Origin of the sequence: Rhizobium rhododendri (assembly GCF_007000325.2) — a bacterium.
Taxonomy (GTDB): Bacteria; Pseudomonadota; Alphaproteobacteria; order Rhizobiales; family Rhizobiaceae; genus Rhizobium; species Rhizobium rhododendri.
Genome location: NZ_CP117268.1, coordinates 855,161 through 873,204 on the forward strand (window position 1 = coordinate 855,161; position 18,044 = coordinate 873,204).

The 18,044-nt window shown below is 59.5% G+C and carries 14 protein-coding genes; 10 read left to right on the forward strand and 4 right to left on the reverse strand.

The window, feature by feature from the left end; genetic code table 11:
* Genes PR018_RS21695 through PR018_RS21705 form a run of 3 tightly spaced genes read right to left on the reverse strand, consistent with a single transcriptional unit; the run spans position 1 to position 6,759 of the window.
* Positions 1-2,688, reverse strand: coding sequence for a carbohydrate-binding protein (locus PR018_RS21695; RefSeq protein ID WP_142831796.1), 2,688 nt, complete (start codon positions 2,686-2,688; stop codon positions 1-3).
* Between the two features lie 10 nt (positions 2,689-2,698).
* Entirely contained in the window at positions 2,699-6,238 is a 3,540-nt protein-coding gene (locus PR018_RS21700) for a molybdopterin cofactor-binding domain-containing protein (protein ID WP_279621424.1), read from the reverse strand.
* Positions 6,235-6,759: a (2Fe-2S)-binding protein gene (locus PR018_RS21705; protein ID WP_279621425.1), complete on the reverse strand. Its 525-nt coding sequence runs from the start codon at positions 6,757-6,759 to the stop codon at positions 6,235-6,237. The genes PR018_RS21700 and PR018_RS21705 overlap by 4 nt, the downstream gene beginning before the upstream one ends.
* Positions 6,760-7,115: 356 nt before the next feature.
* Here PR018_RS21705 and PR018_RS21710 point away from each other — a divergent pair, with 356 nt between their 5' ends.
* From PR018_RS21710 to PR018_RS21735, 6 genes are all read left to right on the forward strand, one after another.
* A complete protein-coding gene (locus PR018_RS21710) occupies positions 7,116-8,252 on the forward strand; it encodes an FAD-dependent monooxygenase (protein ID WP_142831801.1) in 1,137 nt (378 codons plus the stop codon).
* A complete protein-coding gene (locus PR018_RS21715) occupies positions 8,249-9,049 on the forward strand; it encodes an alpha/beta fold hydrolase (RefSeq protein WP_142831802.1) in 801 nt (266 codons plus the stop codon). The genes PR018_RS21710 and PR018_RS21715 overlap by 4 nt, the downstream gene beginning before the upstream one ends.
* A gap of 71 nt (positions 9,050-9,120) precedes the next feature.
* Positions 9,121-9,873 carry a maleate cis-trans isomerase family protein gene (locus PR018_RS21720; protein WP_142831803.1) on the forward strand — a complete coding sequence of 251 codons (753 nt, stop codon included), beginning with the start codon at positions 9,121-9,123 and terminating at the stop codon, positions 9,871-9,873.
* 10 nt (positions 9,874-9,883) lie between these two features.
* Entirely contained in the window at positions 9,884-10,525 is a 642-nt protein-coding gene (locus tag PR018_RS21725; RefSeq protein ID WP_142831804.1) for an N-carbamoylsarcosine amidohydrolase, read from the forward strand.
* Between the two features lie 43 nt (positions 10,526-10,568).
* Positions 10,569-11,600, forward strand: coding sequence for a 2,5-dihydroxypyridine 5,6-dioxygenase NicX family protein (locus PR018_RS21730; RefSeq protein WP_142831805.1), 1,032 nt, complete (start codon positions 10,569-10,571; stop codon positions 11,598-11,600).
* Positions 11,601-11,731: 131 nt separating this feature from the next.
* Entirely contained in the window at positions 11,732-12,244 is a 513-nt protein-coding gene (locus PR018_RS21735) for a MarR family winged helix-turn-helix transcriptional regulator (protein ID WP_142831806.1), read from the forward strand.
* 1,823 nt (positions 12,245-14,067) lie between these two features.
* Here PR018_RS21735 and PR018_RS21745 read toward each other — a convergent pair.
* Positions 14,068-14,361 carry a DUF982 domain-containing protein gene (locus PR018_RS21745; protein ID WP_307877631.1) on the reverse strand — a complete coding sequence of 98 codons (294 nt, stop codon included), beginning with the start codon at positions 14,359-14,361 and terminating at the stop codon, positions 14,068-14,070.
* 307 nt (positions 14,362-14,668) lie between these two features.
* Here PR018_RS21745 and PR018_RS21750 point away from each other — a divergent pair, with 307 nt between their 5' ends.
* The 4 genes from PR018_RS21750 to PR018_RS21765 all read left to right on the forward strand — a co-directional run bounded on the left by PR018_RS21750 (position 14,669) and on the right by PR018_RS21765 (position 18,044).
* Positions 14,669-15,097: a Ros/MucR family transcriptional regulator gene (locus PR018_RS21750; RefSeq protein WP_142831807.1), complete on the forward strand. Its 429-nt coding sequence runs from the start codon at positions 14,669-14,671 to the stop codon at positions 15,095-15,097.
* 1,213 nt (positions 15,098-16,310) lie between these two features.
* A complete protein-coding gene (locus PR018_RS21755; RefSeq protein WP_142831808.1) occupies positions 16,311-16,715 on the forward strand; it encodes a SyrB-like regulator in 405 nt (134 codons plus the stop codon).
* A gap of 143 nt (positions 16,716-16,858) precedes the next feature.
* Positions 16,859-17,446 carry a hypothetical protein gene (locus PR018_RS21760; protein WP_142831809.1) on the forward strand — a complete coding sequence of 196 codons (588 nt, stop codon included), beginning with the start codon at positions 16,859-16,861 and terminating at the stop codon, positions 17,444-17,446.
* A 31-nt stretch (positions 17,447-17,477) separates the two neighbouring features.
* A complete protein-coding gene (locus tag PR018_RS21765) occupies positions 17,478-18,044 on the forward strand; it encodes a hypothetical protein (protein ID WP_142831810.1) in 567 nt (188 codons plus the stop codon).

Below are 18,044 nucleotides of genomic sequence, written 5' to 3' on the forward strand. Positions count from 1 at the left end.
TCATTCCGGTCGGTTTCGCAGCGGCACGAGGCGAGGCGGGGCGCTTAACCCGCTCTTGTCCAGGGTGCTGCCGAGATAGGGTGTGTTGTGGTAGTAGCGGTTTGCCGCCGTATTGGCGACATGAAGCTCGAGTTGATGCCTGCCGGCGGCAAGGTGACTAAGCGAAAAGCGATAGGGCCGCCATCCGCGCCGTCCCACTTGGGCTCCGTCGAGATAAGCGGTTACGACCGTATGCACCGCCAACAGTTCCAGTATCCAGTCGCCTTCGTCGTCCACGCTGAAGGAGAGGCGATAGATGCCGGTTCCGCTGAAGGCCTCAAAGCCTTGCACCTCCCAGCCGCTTTCGACGGATATGGATATGAAATCCTGGCCTTGCCCGGCCGAGAACGTCCATCCGGCTGCCAAGGCGACTGTCCGGCTTCGGTCAAGCGGCGGCTGGCTCGATAGCCGGCCAGATCCGGCAACCGCCTGCGAAGCTGCGCAAAGGCGGATGCAACGGACCTCGTGCGGCTCAAGAAGGACAGCCAGGCGCCGGACGCCAGCGAACGTCTCCGCAGCGCCTTGTTCCGGATCCCATGTTTGGTAGGCGAAGCCCTCACCAAGCGCGATCTCAAAACGCATCTCTTGCGTGCCATCGTTGAAGACAACCATCCGCCACCAGCCTTCCCGATCGTAGCCGACCCAGTGCCTTGGTTTGCCACCCTGTATCTGTGGGCCTGATGAAGCGATGGTCGAGAGCAGCGCGGACATTGCCTCCGCATCCGGCATGGCCTCCAGATGCCTGCTTGCCTCGATGGGACCCACCGCCTGCTGCCCGGCGCAGACCCCTGACAGCCTTTCGCCGGACGACCACACTTGGCCGCCGGCATTCCGGAATGCATCGAGCCTCTCGATCGTCGCTGCCGATTGCACCACGGTGGTGGACGGCAAGACAACCGCGTCGAAAGCAAGACCGGATGCGAGCAGGCACCCGTGTTCAAATGTTGCATCGGCGACATCACGCTCGCTTACGAACATGAAGTCGCAGCCTTGGGCCAGCAAATGCTCGCACCAGGCTCCAATATGGGCGGCATGGCTGTGCCGGGGCCCTTCGGCAAAGGCTGTAAACAGGGGATAGAGGATCGCGACCGGTGTCCGCGGCGTGGCCGGCTCGATGAAAGCGGAGACGCGCGCGATCTCCAGTGCAAAGAGATCGTGATAGCTCCACCACGGCTCGAAGTTGATGCCGGGGGCGAAGTCGAAACGCGGATTGGTGAAGGGCGTCGGGTCATTGTCGCGACCGTCCGTCAGGTAGACGCCGTGCCAGAGGAACTGCCGGGCGCCGAGGCAGGCGAGGCGGATGGCCCCAGCGCGTGCAGCCTCACGCGTCACCTCCCACTGGCCAGCAGCTCTGACCTCAGTGCGTCCGGCACTGAAATAGGTCTCGACGACGCAGCGGCTGCGCCCGTTCGAGCGGGCGACGGAATCGCCCAGCTTGGCGGAAAGCTGCGGTTCGAGGTTGTTTGCATCCACCGCCGTCTGATGGCGGAAGGCATCGATGCCGAAGAAGTCGACGGCAGGCGCGACGCGCGGATCGATGCTCGTGAAGCCGCCATTGGGCGCCCAGGAACCGACATGGGCCAGCACTTCATGCCCGGTCAGGACGATACGCGTTTCCTCCGCCCATTTCCGGAGCGTGCCGAAGAAGGCTTCATTCATCAGGGCGGAATAGGCGGCGTGAAACCGTGCACGTAGCGGCAGCGTCCGGGGTCCGACGTCACGGACGACCGCAAGCAGGGCATGCGCGAAGGGTGCCATAGCATTTGCTTCAACGTGGTCCCGAAGGCCAGGCGCATACAGCAGGCTGTTGCCGAGATTGCCGACCATCTCGTCCCAGCGGTAGAAACCGGGGGCGGGCTGATCGTAGAATACGGATTGCACCGTGCGCGGCACGTGTTCGCCCAGTGCCGCGACGAGGGGCTCGAGGCCGACATCGATGAAGCGCTCGGCAGCCTCGGGCAGCAGGTAGTTGATGATCCTGGAGGTCGCGGAGCGTGCGCTGACGAAAACCGTCAGCATGGAGCCTGATGCGATCTCGCCATCATATGCATAATGGCAGGCTATGGGATCGGAGTCGGTGATGCGGACGCGCGAAGTCACATCGACTATCTCGTCCAGGCTGTCGATCGTAGCGGAAGGATGCAGCAGCGCCGCCTCGATCGTCCATTTGCGCCACTCGATGCACCCACCTTCGTATTGCCAGGCAATGATATCGGCACCCATCGTCTGCGTGAAGGATGGACGGATGGCGCTGATCCCCCCTTCGCTATGCAGGGCTGACGACCAGAACAGGTGGCGTTCCCGCAGATCGTCCCGCCCTTCCACCGTGCGGCCACCGGCGTGACCGCTGATCCAGTTATACTCGTCGTACATGCCGAGTTTCAGCTCGAGTTCAGACGCGACATCGGCTGCATCCCGGTAGGCGACCAGATAATCGGATGACAGATAGGCTTCAAGCGGCAGGGCAAGCCGTGCCTGGATCAGGATGGTGCCGATACCCTTTGCCTGGAAATCGACAAGTTGCGTCCGGCAGGTCGCCTTGTCCGGAATACTGTGCCAGAACCAGTAGGCGGATGGGCGAAACGCATTTGTCGGACTCTGGAAGATCGTCCGACTATCGATATTCGCAATGGATACTGTTTCCGGCAATACCTCTTCCTCAGTGTGCGGCGGCAGGAACGCGTTGGATAGCGGCCGAAGCGTCGTTCCATGCCGGCTTGTCCGGTGCAAAACGTGCCCGCAGATAGTCGGTGAGATCTTTCAACTGGGTCTCGTCGAGCGTGTTGCGGAAGGACGGCATCGACATGACTTCGGGTGCCTCGCGCCCTGTCGTCGCGGCAAGGATCGCCGGCGCCTCGACGCCGCCGAGGATCGCCTGGATGACATTGTTGGGCGTATCGGCATGCAGGTTGCTGTTAAGCGCCAGAGATGACAGGACTGTGTTGCCGGCATGGCAGGTAGCACAAGCGCCGTTGAAGATCCGCTCGCCCTTCGGCGAAACCAACGCTGCGTCGCGCGTAGCGCTGTCGCTGGCAGCAATGGCGGTCTGCCTTTGAGCCGCGGCCCTGGCGGGATCGCCGTCCCCGTTGAGGCTGGAAAGATAGTTTGCCATCGCGCGGATATCCGAATCTGGGAGCGGCTGCATGACCTCCACCACATGGGCCATCGGACCGGCGGCACTGCCATGGTCACGCGAATGGCCGCGGCGCAGGTAGTCATAGAAGGCGTCTTCCGTCCAGCCGACGGGCCCCTTGGCCATCGCATTGAGGGCAGGGGCCTGCCAACCATCGACAAAGCCGCCGGACAGGTGGGCGGTTCCCGTCTTTTCGGCACCCAGCGCATTGCGTTCACTGTGGCAGGCGGAGCAGTGGCCAAGCGTCTCCACGAGATAGGCCCCCCGGTTCAAGGTGGCATCACGCGTCTTGTCGTAAGTCATCGGCGACGATTTCAGGAAGAGCGCATTCCATCCGGCCATCATCATCCGGATGCCATAAGGGAATTTGAGCCTCGTCTCTGGCGCCTTTTCGGAGACTGCTGTTTGCGTCATCAAGTATGCATAGAGCGCCTGTAGGTCCGCATCTTCCGCACCGGCAAACGATGTATAGGGATGGGCCGGGTAGAGGTGATGGCCATCGCGGCTGATGCCCTCGCGCATGGCACGCTCGAAGGCCGGATAGGACCAGCCCCCGATACCGTTGGTCACGTCCGGGGTGATATTGGTCGCGTAGACAGTCCCGAAGGCAGTATCGAACCGCCGCCCGCCGGCAAAGGGCGTTCCGTCACTGCCCACATGGCAGACATTGCAGGCGCCGACTGCCGCGGCCAGCCTACCTCGCTCGATGGTGGCGGCGCTGTAGACGTTCGTATCGGGCCTCTCGATGGTGGCGATGGCCGGGCGCCAGGGCGACGCCATCGTCGCCAGGCCGGCGATCGCCGCCACGGCACCAGCCGCAGACAGACCGAAGTTCCACCATCGCTTCTTGGGCGCAGACGTCGTGGTCGGCGCTGCGGACGCATCGCCCCTTAGTGCCGACAGCACCAGCTCCGGTGTCAGCGGCAGTTCGCGGAAACGGATGCCAGTCGCATCGTAGACCGCGTTGGCAATGGCCGAGGCACTGGGGACAGAGGCGGATTCGCCGACACCCAGCGGCGGCTCGTCCTGACGCGGCACCATCAGCACGTCGATATCGGGCAATTCCGGGAAAGTGATCAGCGGATAACCACCCCACTCCTTCGAGGTAACGGCGGTGGAGGAGAATTCGACGCGCTCCTTCAACACGCGGCTGGTCGACTGGATGACGTTGCCATGGATCTGGTGCTTGACGCCGTCGGGATTGATCATCATCCCGGAATCCTGCGCGCACGTTACCTTCGTCACCGCGATCTCGCCGGTCTTGGTGTTGACCGCAACGTCGGCCACCCAGGCAGCCGCCTTGCCGGGGAAGGGACCGTGGATATAGACGGCATAGGCAAAACCCCGCCCGTAGAGCAGGTCCCCTTCGCCACCGAGCGTGCCCCATTTGGTGTGAGGTACCCAATTGGCCCGTTCCGCAAGCGCATGAACCAGGTCGACCGCGCGGGTATCGTGCAGGTAGCGCAGACGGTATTCGATGGGGTCGACTCCGGCCGCGGCCGCAAGCTCGTCGATATAGCATTCATGCGCGAAGATATTCGGCATGGCCGAGACGCCGCGAAACCACGAGGCGCGCGCGATCGGCGGCATGTCGTGCACGGTGACCCGTAGATTGCCGTAGGCATAGGGCGGGATCGCCGTGCGGTCGCCCATCTGGACCACATCCGATACCGGTGGCACCTTGCCTGTCAGGATCAGCGACAGGGTTGGCGCGAGATTGGACGGATAGCGCGTTTCGAAATCATAGGCGGATGGACCGCCTTCCAGATCGAGACCGCCGCGCACGTCCATCACCTGCGCTGCCCCCTTCGGTTCCCATGCATGCTCCTGTTCGCGTGTCAGTTGGACGCGTACGGGCGCCCGGACTGCCCGGGACAGAAGTGCTGCATCGGCGGTGACATCGTCGGCGCAGTTGCGGCCATAGCAGCCGGCCGCCTCCAGACGTTCCACCAGTATCCGATCTTCCGGCATATCCAGGAGCAGCGCCAGATCACGGCGCATCGGAAAGGGATTTTGCGTGCCGGACCAGACGGTCAGTCCGTTATCGCCATAATCCGCCACTGCGCATGACGGACCGATCGAGCCGTGCATCTGGTAGGGCCAGACATAGGTGCGGTTCATCGGCTCGGCACTGCCGTCCAGCGCCATATCGACGTTGCCCCGATCGATCAGCTTGCGCGGGGTTGAGGTGTTGGCGCGTAGCGCCATCTCCGGCGCATTCAGATCCGGCCGTTCCGGCGGAGCGCGCCACACAACAACAAGCGTCTTTGCAGCCTCCATGGCGATTTCTTCGCGCGTTGCGACGACGCCGACGAAATCACCGATGGCCACGACGCCGACGACTCCGTCGATGTGGGCGATCGAGCCTTCATCTATGGAGATCAGACTGTTGCCGACGTGCTCGCCGTGATCGAAACCGGCATAGAGCGGCCGGATGACGCGGCCATGCAGCATGCCGGGCACGCGCACGTCGTGCACGTAGGTCCACTCACCGGTTGCTTTTGCCGGTATGTCCACCCGTGGCAGCGAGACGCCGACGATCCGGTAGGTCGATGCAAGCTTCAGCGCCGCTGTCGCATCGATCGACAGTCGCACATGCTCGCCGGCCACGAGCTCTGCGAAGGTGAGGCTCCAGTTCTCTCCGCCGTCGGCGCGTATGATGCCGTCATGCAGGATGAGATGTTCGACCGCCGTGTTCTTCAGGGCCGCAGCCTTCGCCATCAGATGGTGTCGCGCGGTCGCGGCGGCCTGCCTCAGGGGCACCGCCGTGATCTGGATCGTCTCGCTCGCAATCGTGGCACCTTGGTTAGGCGCCGCAGAAGTCGCTCCCAGCACCATATCCACATGCTCGAAGGGTACGTCCAGTTCCTCCGCGACGATCTGCGCCAGCGATGTGCGGATACCCGTTCCGAGATCGACATGGCCGTTGAAAGCTTTGACGCGACCGTCCCGGTCGATGGCGATGTAGAGCTCGGCCTCGTCGCCCTGGAGTTTGTCCGAAACGACAAGAAGAATGTCGGAGTTCAAGAAATAGGAGGATTTCGGCGCTTCGCGTTGGGTGTTCATGGCGAAACCTCGTTTCGTGCCTCTGCCGATGCGCCGACTGCGCGATCAGCTTTGGCGTAGGCGACGGCGCGGCGTGCCGCAGCGAGTATTTCCATATGGGTGCCACAGCGGCAGAGATGATGCCGAAGAGCTTCACGAATATCGGTTTCGTCAGGCTCGGGGTTGGCTTCCAGCAGCCCGACGATGGCAATGATCATGCCGTTCAGGCAGTATCCGCACTGTGCGGCGGCCTCCTCGATGAAGGCGCGCTGTACTACATGCAGACAGCCAGACTTTGCCAGGCCCTCCAGCGTCGTCACCTGCCTGTTGCCCAACGCCTTCAGCGGCACGGTGCATGAGCGAACGGGCCTGCCATCCACCAGCACCGCGCAGGCGCCGCACTCACCGAGCCCGCAACCATATTTGGGGCCGTTGAGGCAGAAATCGTTTCGGAGAATATAGAGAAGTGGCGTTGCGCCACCCGCTTCGACGGCGATGACGGCGCCGTTGACGTTCAGGCTGAATGAGCCGACCTCCTTCAAGAGCCGGACTCCAAAGCACGGGCGCAGGCCGAAAACGGTCCGCCGGCACTCATGCACACCATTATGCTGCAGACCTCGCATCGAGGTCCGCAAAACATAATGACGTGATCGAAAATCACGTCACGCATTTGCTGTTCCTTGCTCATTTATAAAGCGTATGCACTTTATATGACCGTTTCTCCGTGCGTATGCACGTGCCGGCAAGCATGACGATAGCCATATTTTTGGGAAAAGCTAGCCGGATTTTTTGCAAAATGCAAAAGCCAGACTTGCTATTTATAGCGTATGCGCTAAAAATTTCGTCACGTCTCGAATTGCAAGATTATGCGTCAACATGACAGCTAGAAGGGTCGGCCATGTCCAACGGTAAGGAAAAGATCGCGATTATCGGGGCCGGTCTCGGCGGCGCCGTGGCAGGAGCGTTGCTCCAGCAGGCGGGCTTCGACGTTAATGTCTACGAGCAGGCCCCAAGCTTCTCGCGCCTCGGCGCCGGCATCCACATGGGGCCGAATGTCATCAAGATTTTCGAACGCCTCGGCGTTGCGGAAAAGGTCGTCAGTATCAGCAGCACGCCCAGCCACTGGTTCAGCCGCAACGGCATCAGCGGTGATTATCGCTCCCGCATTCCGCTTGAGGGATATGGCGCGACCTATTGCACCGTCCACCGCGGCGATCTCCAGGCAATCCAGTGCGATGTGCTGCGACCGGGAACCCTGCATTTCGGCAAGAAGCTGACACACATCGACGACAACGGCACGGACGTCCTGATCGAGTTCGAAGACGGCACATCGGTCAGGGCCGACATCGTCATCGGCGCTGACGGCATCAACTCTCGTGTTCGTGAAACGCTGCTGGGCGCGGAGAAGCCGAACTACAGCGGCTGGGTCGGGCACCGCGCGCTGATTTCTTCCGACAAGCTCAAGAAATACGACCTCACCTTCGAAGACTGCGTCAAGTGGTGGGGACCAGATCGCCACATGATGGTCTATTACACGACGGCCCGGCGCGATGAATATTACTATGTCACCGGTGTGCCGCATGCCGCCTGGGAATTCGAATCCGCATTCGTACCAAGCAGCCGCGAGGAGATGTTCTCCGAGTTCGAGGGTTACCACCCGATCATCCAGGCGCTGATCGAAAGCACGGATGAGGTGACTAAGTGGCCGCTCTTCAACCGCAATCCGCTGCCGTTGTGGAGCACCGGCCGCCTGGTGCTTCTTGGCGATGCCTGCCATCCGATGAAGCCGCACATGGCCCAGGGCGCGGCAATGGCGATCGAGGATGCCGCCATGCTAACGCGCTGTCTGCTGGAGACCGGCATCAACAACTTCGGCACCGCCTTCGCGCTCTACGAAGCCAACCGCCGCGACCGCGCGACGCGCGTGCAGACCGTGTCCAATGCCAATACTTTCCTGCTCAACCAGGAAGATCCGTCATGGGTTTACGGCTATGATCTTTACGCAGAACCGTTGAAAAGCGAGAAAGCAGCATGAGCAACGGCCCCCTCTACGGCGCGAACGTCTATGCCAACGGCATCCGCCAGCATTATCTCCGCTACGGCGGCAAGGGCCCCGTCGTCATCCTGATCCCGGGCATCACTAGCCCGGCCATCACCTGGGGTTTCGTCGCCGAGCGCCTCGCCGAAACGAACGATGTCTATGTCATCGACGTTCGCGGCCGCGGCCTCTCCTCCACCGGCCCGGACCTGGAATACGGCCTGGACGCGATGGCTGAGGACGTCGTCGGGCTTTCGCAAGCCCTCGGCCTCGATAGGCCGTCGGTTGTCGGCCACTCCATGGGCGCCCGTATCGCCATGCGCTCCGCCGCGTCGGTGCCGGGGGCCTTCTCCCGCCTGGTGCTTGTCGATCCCCCGGTTTCCGGTCCCGGCCGCCGGCCCTATCCGAGCAAGCTTGCCTGGTATGTCGATTCCATCACGCTTGCCGAAAAGGGCATCGATGCAGAGGGCATGAAGGCATTCTGCCCAACATGGACGCTCGAGCAGCGGCAGCTGCGCGCCGAATGGCTGCACACTTGCTATCTGCCTGCCATCGTCACCGCATTCGAAGACTTCCACAAGGACGAGATATTCGGCGACTTCGGCAAGCTCAAGCAGCACACCATGCTGATGGTGGCGGGACGCGGCGGCGTGATCGAAACCGTGGACGAGCAGGAGATATCCGGCCTGAACGGCGCCATCGAGATCACCCGGGTGCCTGATGCAGGTCACATGATCCCGTGGGATGATTTCGACGGCTTCTTCGTCGCCCTCGGCGACTTTCTCTCCCGTTAAATGCGATGGTGGAGCCACCAGCTTCACCACTTGCCCGTCTTTCGCCTTCCATGCCGCAGAGGACTTCATCCGTGCAGAAATATTACCGTATCGGCCAGATCGTACCGAGTTCCAATACCACGATGGAAACAGAAATTCCGGCCATGCTGACCGCGCGCCAATCGATCCGGCCCGAGCGGTTCACATTCCACTCCAGCCGCATGCGGATGAAGAAAGTCGTCAAGGAAGAACTGGCGGCCATGGATGCGGAATCCGATCGCTGCGCCGTCGAACTATCGGATGCTCGCGTCGATGTGCTCGGCTATGCCTGCCTCGTTGCCATCATGGCGATGGGCCTCGGCTATCACCGCCAGTCGGAAAGGCGCCTGACCGGCCGCACGCAGGAGAACGGCACCGACATTCCCGTCGTTACTAGTGCCGGCGCCCTGATCGAGGGCCTGAAGGTGATGAAGGCGAAAAAGATCGCCGTCGTCGCGCCCTACATGAAGCCGCTCACCGAGCTCGTGGTGGACTACATCCGGGAAGAAGGCTTCGAAGTCATGGACTGGCGTGCGCTGGAGATCCCCGACAATCTCGATGTCGCGCGTCACGACCCGGAAAATCTTCCAGCCATCGTCCAGACGCTCGATCTCACGGATGTCGACGTCATCGTTCTGTCCGCCTGCGTCCAGATGCCATCGCTGCCCGTGATTGCCAAAGTGGAAGCCATGACCGGCAAGCCGGTGCTGACAGCCGCCGTTTCCACGACCTATTGCATGCTGAAATCACTGGGTCTGGAAGCTGTCGTGCCGGGTGGCGGCGCGCTACTGTCCGGCGCCTACTAGGAGGACGACGATGGAAACTGCCGAAGCCAACTATCAGGGTGTCTGGGGTAACCGCATCGGCTTCGGCCAGCGACCGGCGCTCCTCGTCATCGATTTCCTGAAGGCCTACACGATCGAAGGAGCGCCGCTCTATGCGCCCGGCGTGGTCGATGCCGTGGCGCAGACGCCCGAGCTCATCGCCTCTGCCCGCGCCGCCGGCATTCCCGTCATCCACACGCGCATCCTCTACCTTGCCGAAAATTGTGCCGATGGCGGCATGTGGGTCAAGAAGTCGCCGGTCATGAAGGCAATGGTCGAAGGCAATGTGCTTGCCGAATTCTGCGAGGGCGTCGAGCCGGCAGCGGGTGAGCTCGTTATCGTCAAGCAATATGCCAGCGCCTTCTTCGGCACCAGCCTTGCCTCCCACCTGCACGCCCAGGGCATCGATACCGTCATCATGGCCGGCTGCTCGACGAGCGGATGCATCCGCGCGAGCGCCGTAGATGCGGTGCAACACGGGTTCCGGGCCATTGTCGTGCGCAATTGCGTCGGCGACCGCCACCAGGATCCGCACAATGCCAACCTCTTCGACATCGACAACAAATATGGCGACGTCGTTTCGAGGGAGGAGGCGATAGCGGAAATCGCCAAGGTCAAACCCGGCTGTTCTTAACCGTCCGCATAACCTGAGCCTTCAACCAACAAGGGGAACGAGCATGGATCAATTCAGCTTCACGGAAATCTGCCTGCATCAGTTAAAGATGTCAGGTGTCAAGGAGGGCGAAAAACTCATCGTCCTGACACAGGGCAACGAACGCCTCGATTATGCCGATGCCTTCATGGGCGCTGGCATGCGCCTCGGCGCCAAGATGTATCACATGCGCTTGCCGCCGGTGCCACCAGCGGGTGCATGGGCAGTCGGCCAGACAGGTCTTGCCTCGATGCCGGACGCAGTGGAGGCGCTCAAGGCTGCCGACATGCTAATCGACTGCATCTTCCTGCTCTTCAGTCCCGAGCAGATGGCAATTCAGGCGGCCGGAACCCGCATCCTCACGGCGGTGGAGCCGCCCGAGGTTCTGGCCCGCATGCTGCCGACAAAGGAGTTGCGCGAGCGCGTCGAATTTGCGGGCGAGCTGCTTTCCAAGGCGAAGGTCATGCGCATTACCTCGCCGCACGGCACCGATGTCACTTACAAGCTCAACACCTATCCCGCCATCACCGAATATGCATGCACCGACGAGCCCGGCCGCTGGGACCACTGGCCGTCCGGGTTCGTCTTCACCGGTGGCGACGATGACGGCGTCGACGGCACCATCGTCGTCGCTCCGGGCGACATCCTGTTGCCGCAGAACATTTACGTGCGCGACCCCATCACCTATACGATCGAGAACGGCTGGATTACCGATATCAGGGGCGGCCTCGATGCCGATCTGGTCAAGTCCTACATGCAAGGCTTCGACGATCCGCGTGGGATGGGCATGAGCCACGTCGGCTGGGGCCTCAACCAGAACGCCAAGTGGCATCGCATGGTGCCTGGGGAATTCCCAGGTGGCATGGGCATGGAAGCCCGTTCGTTCTACGGCAACGTCATGTTCTCCACAGGCCCCAATAACGAGCTCGGCGGTCCAAACGACACAGCCTGCCATCTGGATATCCCGATGCGCGGTTGCTCGCTGTTTCTCGACGACGAGCCTATGGTTCTCAATGGCGATATCGCCGTGAGGGAAATGCAGTATATCCGCAAATAGTATAACAATGGCCCGCTCTGTCGTGTGAAGGGCGGGCCAAGCCGGCCGTATGGTGAATCGGCCCGGCTCGGGGATGTTCGGTTCGGGGCGGATCGTGTAAACCTGCCGCCAAACAGAGGCCTGGCGGTAAAATGAGAAAGAAAAGCAACGATCAATTGAAAGATGCCACGCCATCGCGCGCCGACTATAAAGTGACAGAGCAGGTCGGGCATCTCTTGCGAAAGGCATACCAACGGCACCTTTCGATCTTCCAGGAAGGTGCGATTGATCCTGACCTCACGTCGGTGCAATTCGTCACCCTGTGCGCACTGCACGATCTGGGACCACGTTCGCAGGTTGAGCTTGTGAAGGCCACCTCCGTTGACCAAGCGACAATCCGCGGCATCGTAGACCGACTGAAGGCGAGGGGGCTGATCGAACTTTCAAGGGATGAGGCAGATGGCCGCAAAGTTATCATCGGCATCCTGCCCAAGGGCGAGGCGCTCCTGCAGACCATGTATCCACAGGCGAGCCTGATCAGCGAGAAGACGATGGCGCGCCTCAATCCGGCCGAACGGGTGGCATTGCTGTTCCTGCTGCGCAAGATCGCGGAAGACGAACCGTCTGAAGAACAGTCGAAACCTCTTGAGAATCGCCCAAGCTGACCTGCCCATTCTCGCGAGAAATGGTTGCTCTCATGCGGCGTAGAACACCGCATTCATCCCGGAGCGCTGGGATAGCACTTGTTACAAGTGGCTATTGGATGTTCGCGTTCCAGGAGGCTCTGGTAAATTGGCTTGTCGGAGGTTATGTCGTCCCGACCAGTTTATCGGCAGTGTCTCACCTTGCCAATCGCCGCGGTGCTTGGCTACATGCAGAAGCAGCGTGAGCCCATGAGTGGCGGGCGGTAAATTTTCGGGGCACGTCCGGAAAGCTCAACACCGTCAGCGAGACGCTGACACTTGGCATTAGCAGCAAATCCATCGTCATCAACTGGGCTAGACCATTGGTTCGCGTGACAAACCATCTGGATTATTTCGGATCGCTTCAGGCTTTCACACCAGCGATGATCGGAGATGATATGGTCGGCAATAAGCCGTAACATTGCGGTGACGATGATTTCGTGGGGATGCTGTCAACCGGCATGTTGCTGAAGGAAATCCGGTGCGTCCAGGGTGCCATAAGTAGCCTGCCCGTAGGAACAGGTCTGTTTGACGAGACGCGTTGCCAGAATATCCCAAAGGTTATGCGTTCGGTGCTGTAGTAACCCCTTGATGGCGCCGGGGCCGGTATAGGGATTGTTAAATTCCATAACGTTGGATCATTGTTCCCAAGACCTTCCTAAAATTCCATTGAGTGGCAAGTCGCATTTTTACCGTTGTTACAAAGACGTACCAGGCGTCTTACCGAAACTTGCAATCGAGCACGTGAGGCTATCCACAACCAGCCGATCGCGACCGAAAACAACGGTTATGACGATCGCAACGCCCGTCTGACCGCGCTCGCTTGGATCCGAGACGGCCGCGCCTCGTTTTCCAAGGCCTCTTCCAAGGAAGACCTGTTCGACAAAGTCGCCAGAAACCATCCCCAAGCCACTGAATATCCTCATAGAAATGCCGATGTTCAATTAAGTCAACTGACGAGATTTGGTGCTCTCATGTAATCATTCGGTGACTGGATGAAGGGACTTAATATTCCACGGCTAGCAGGGGTGGCTAAGCCCGCCAACTCCGATTCACTGTTTGTACCGTTGCCATGTCTCGAAATTTGGTGCGGCCGATAGAAGAGATGAGTATAATCGTGCTGCGGGTTGCCGAAGATTGAGAACAGGATCCAATCGCACCCATCGACCTTACGTTCATGACAGCAAGTCGTTGGCTGAACCGCTCGACCACCGCCATATCGCGCGAAATGAAAAGGTAGTAAAACCCGAGTTCGTCCTACAACTCGATCCTCGGATTGACGACCTGTGCTTGGAATGACACATCCAGCGCCGATGCGGCTCTATCGCCGATTATCCGCCATGGCGACACTTCCTGGGCCTGGGCAACAAAAAAGCGCTGCCGCTGACCGCCGGAGAATTCGTGCGAATAGCGATCGAGATGATCTTCGGTCAGGCCGACGCGCTGGTAAGGCCCGATGCCCCTGTCTCGAAGCGCCGCTTATTGACCTCGGATCAATACCACCGCTAGTGCTGGTTGGATGTTTCGCAGCTTGCGTTTCAGCCGGTTTTCAGGGGCGCGCACCGGAAGACAGGCAGTGCACCAGGACTTGGAAGACGATCTGCATATCCAACCGTGGCACTTGCAGCTGTCGTGCGCCAAGGGAACGGATACGCCTGGTCGGCAAATTCGACGGTGCCCAATCTAAGCTCTATCAGACGAACGATGAAGAGGCCGACCGTCAATTTGCGCAACCGGACCTGCAACCAGGCAGTCTTCGTTTCCCTCTGTCTATTCAGGATACTTTCCTTACGCATGGCGAGACGTTATATGGCTGCACTGACTAAAGAAATATGCCCAATATTTTCCTCGTCAGCGGCACGGATCAAAGCTGCGCGAACAAGCGCTGGCGGCGTCGCTTTGTAAAGCGCGTCATGGCAAGTCATGATCGCCTCAAAGTAACAGTCGCCGTCGTCAGTTGGCCATTCTCCCAACAACATTTCGGCTGCCTCATGCACCGTTCTGATGCTTTTGTATTTTTTATGACCCTTCAGGACGAGCCTGACGGTTGGAAACTGATTTGATGTGTGTCGCAGCATGCCAGATACGAGCTCCGCCATTAAGACAGCGATAAACAAGCAAGTCGCATGCCGAGACAGGTCCGGCGGCGATTATTTCGATGCGGCCACCTGTGGAAATTTACGGTTGGTTAACCAGCGCCAGACAAAACAGCTGAGTGCCGGTGACGTAACTGCCAAAATCTTTTTGTCAAAAGCGCCATCGGCGATTCGATCTTGGTCCCGGAAAACGGCTGCTCCAGGGCTACTCAATGTCACCCGCGGCACTTCGAATAGATCATGAGAAAGCCCGGTTTCAGCGGACGCCGTCCCCGATAGTGAACGCTCCCCTTAAGTGCACGGAGATTGAATGAGCAACGAAAATCGTATTGAAGACGCCGATAAGTTGGTTCAGTTAGCGGCGGCGATTACGGCAGCCTATCTGAGCAACCATGTCGTCCCCGTCAACGATATCGCCAATCTGATCATCTCGATCAAATCTGCACTTAAAACAAAGTCTGGAAGCGCCGTTCTTCCCGTCGCCGAAAAGCGAAAGCCCGCAATCTCCGTGAGGAAGTCGTTGCAAGATGACCGGATTACGTGCCTGGAATGTGGTGAAGCTTTCAAGTCTCTCAAACGACACATCATTACGAACCACGCACTTTCTCCAGAAGCATATCGTGTAAAATGGGCGTTGCCTGCCGACTACCCCATGGTCGCTCCGGCATACTCCCGGGCCCGCTCGCAACTAGCAACGGAAATGGGCCTGGGTCAGCGAAGGAAGAGGCGTTTAGTCTGAGCTCGTTGTTCGATTTTGCAAACGTTTCCTAGCTTAGCTTAGGGCTGCAAAGCTTTGTATCGCTAGCGAGCCTCCAGTGCGTAGCTCCGGTGGGTGGTGAGGCCATAACTATCAGTCACCGAAAATTACCTCGAAGCAAAGCACGGCAAAAAATTTACTTTTGCGTCGCCTCAATTGTTGAGCCACCCGCTTGTGGGGCTATCAACGGCCCGTCCTTTTGAAAGACGTGATCCATCCACCACGTGAGCATGCTCCGCAAGTCCCGGCTTCCTTTTCAAATTTAACCAGACTAATCACTACAACCAAAAGTCCAAAGCTACGCAGCAATCCGAAAAATATCTTTTTAGAAATCGTTGCACATCTTACTTCAGTCGCGCGAGCTGTCGGTTATCATGGCCCTGTGATACGCCAACGTCCAGAGATACGCCGGGTTGCCCGTTTCAGCCCTGCCATCATGCCGTGATTCCGACATCGGTTCGGTGAGTGACAATTCGGGAAATCACTTCATCGAACGCGTTAAGCGATCCTTCTGGCCCAGACCTGTATCTTTCGCCAGCTGCGAGCGAGTCTCTGCGTAACTTGCCTCCACCATAAACAGCGGGCATCCCATTTTCTCGATAGTCGTCCCGTGATTTGTGAATAGGCATGGAGCGCCCCGCGAGCCCAGTTTCGGCGTTCCGATCTGATCGTCGGGCGCGCTGCGCTCCTTTTGCGCGAGCTTAGCGGGCTTGTCATTCTACTCTTCAGGGGTCTCGCCCGCTTTGATGAGTTCTTTCCCCGCCTGACCGTATGTTGGCTTGGAGCATGAATGATCGTGGCACCGACGATGCGTCCCGCCCTTGGCCAAGTCGCCAGATCGCCGGAGATGTTTGTTGAACTGCCTGCGAGCGGGCCACCCATAGCGTGAGGTGCTTCGCCTCTCCGCTCGACGCTCGCTTTAAGCCCCAGTGAGTCGAAAGTTCCCCCGGCACTTTGCCAATCGTGGGGTCGCAGCTACGCGCCATGCTCGCGGGCACCACCAGTGGACGTCGATCTCGCCGCCATATTCAAGATGTCGCTGGCGAGTGCTTCGTACGGGAATCTGCGGCCTATAACTCCAATTGGGAAGTCGGACTGTATGCAAAAGTTGCGCGTCAACCGATGATTTAGTTCGGTTCTGTTGACATCCGCTGTCTAGCAGTCGAAAAGAATCCATACCGTCATGGAGAGAGCAATGGCAGACGAAAGCGAAACAGGCATCCCAAGTGAAGTTGCAGAATTGGAGGCGCCGCAAGAGGCGGCTGTGACCAAAAAGCAGCGTGCTCCACGACGGTCCAAGGCCGAAATCGAGGCTGCTGCTGCAAGCTCACCGAAGGTTCGTCAAAAGCGCACCCCGCGTGCTGAACCCGTTCCAGCGGATGGCGAAAAGCCTGCCCTTGGCACCGCGAGGAAGACGGCCGGCAAAGCGGCCGCAAAAGCTAAGCCTATCACTCTGCCAACGCCACACGCCGCCGCCACTACGAGCGACGAGATGGTTGATCTCATTCAGCTTGAGGAAGAAAACAAGCGGCTTCGCCAGACCCTGGCCGAAAAGCTGCGTGCGGAAAATGCTGATTTACGCAAACGCCTCGGCGTCTGATCTGGGCAGATACCTGCCGGCGGTGCGCAATCGACCAACGCCACCATTTTCGAAGCTCGTGTTAAAGATGTTCCGGCTCGCCCTGCGAGCCGGATTGGGGCTGTCAGAACCACCGCGTTGTCTGCCGCCCGGAAAGACTTACAATGAAAGCACCTTGGCAATACCTCGCGCGATTGATGTCCCGGCAAAAGACGTCTGATACGAAAGATGGCGGACGTGCCGGCAATGTCGAGGTAGAACTACAGCCCGCTCAGACTATTCTCCTCTCTTCTCCGGAAGGCGCCGCCGGGCCTGGGGATATGGATTCACCTGTCGCCGACGTTCAAGTGCCAACGGCGGCTGCGACCGACGGTAAAACCGATCCAGCAGCACCCGCCTTGCCATTGGACGAGATACATGCAGCGACGGCCAAGGCGACTGGGGATCAAGGGCAGTCCATCTCCGATCCGCGAGACCCGTTACCTGCAGGTGAGGTAGATGTTCAGTCGCTCAAGGCACCCAAGACGAGGGGCAAGGGGTTAAGGCAAGTCCGCGGCGATCTAACACCTGAGACCGCCGTTGGCGCCGCGGAGACGCCCGTTGCAGGCCTATCGTCGCCAACGAACGTCCTTTCCAACGACGTCATAGATCTCGACAGGGACATCAAGCATTTGAGAGACCAGCTTGCACAAAAGCTCCGGGTGCAGAATGCCCAGCTGAGAGCAATGCTCGTGCGCTTCGACCGCTCCTGAGCCTGCAAGACGATCACCAGAGAATTCAGCAATGAAACCACAGCAACGCAGTTTCGTCGTCGAAATCAAATCGGCGCGCCGGCGGTTGAAGACTCGGCCGAAATCCATCTGGGGCGAGACCGATTTTGGAGCACTTGTGCGGGAAGCGGAAGCAAAGCTCCCGTTCATGCAGAACGCCGTTTCGCAGGCGCCCATCTCCCGTGTTGATCAACCATTCGAACCGGAGGATGCTACCGATATCCATGAGGCCGGTGAAAACCAACTCAGTCTGCTGCCGTCGACCGGGCCCGACGATATCCGACGGCATCAGCAAGAACAGGCTTGCCTGGAAAACACCGCGTTCCATCCGGCAGAAGACAAGTTCAAACCGAAAATGGCAGGGACACTGAAGCATGGTCGGAGAAGTCAGTTGGAGAACGCCCGGGGTCGCAACTCAGCGCCTGCCGCTACGGTGAAGGCTGCGAGTGTGGACACCCACATTGACGAGTTGCCGTTGCTCGATGCCGAAAACCGACGCCTGAAGCAGTTGCTGGCGGAACACCTGAAACAGCAAAACGCGCAGCTGAGGGCGATGCTAAAGCGATTTGAAGGCCGCTGA

Excerpts from the sequence above, each read along its gene's own strand:
- PR018_RS21700 (WP_279621424.1), bottom strand. The coding sequence starts at position 6,238 with ATGAACACCCAACGCGAAGCGCCGAAATCCTCCTATTTCTTGAACTCC.
- PR018_RS21710 (WP_142831801.1), top strand. The coding sequence starts at position 7,116 with ATGTCCAACGGTAAGGAAAAGATCGCGATTATCGGGGCCGGTCTCGGC.
- PR018_RS21715 (WP_142831802.1), top strand. The coding sequence starts at position 8,249 with ATGAGCAACGGCCCCCTCTACGGCGCGAACGTCTATGCCAACGGCATC.
- PR018_RS21725 (WP_142831804.1), top strand. The coding sequence starts at position 9,884 with ATGGAAACTGCCGAAGCCAACTATCAGGGTGTCTGGGGTAACCGCATC.
- PR018_RS21730 (WP_142831805.1), top strand. The coding sequence starts at position 10,569 with ATGGATCAATTCAGCTTCACGGAAATCTGCCTGCATCAGTTAAAGATG.
- PR018_RS21735 (WP_142831806.1), top strand. The coding sequence starts at position 11,732 with ATGAGAAAGAAAAGCAACGATCAATTGAAAGATGCCACGCCATCGCGC.
- PR018_RS21745 (WP_307877631.1), bottom strand. The coding sequence starts at position 14,361 with ATGGCGGAGCTCGTATCTGGCATGCTGCGACACACATCAAATCAGTTT.
- PR018_RS21750 (WP_142831807.1), top strand. The coding sequence starts at position 14,669 with ATGAGCAACGAAAATCGTATTGAAGACGCCGATAAGTTGGTTCAGTTA.
- PR018_RS21755 (WP_142831808.1), top strand. The coding sequence starts at position 16,311 with ATGGCAGACGAAAGCGAAACAGGCATCCCAAGTGAAGTTGCAGAATTG.
- PR018_RS21760 (WP_142831809.1), top strand. The coding sequence starts at position 16,859 with ATGAAAGCACCTTGGCAATACCTCGCGCGATTGATGTCCCGGCAAAAG.
- PR018_RS21765 (WP_142831810.1), top strand. The coding sequence starts at position 17,478 with ATGAAACCACAGCAACGCAGTTTCGTCGTCGAAATCAAATCGGCGCGC.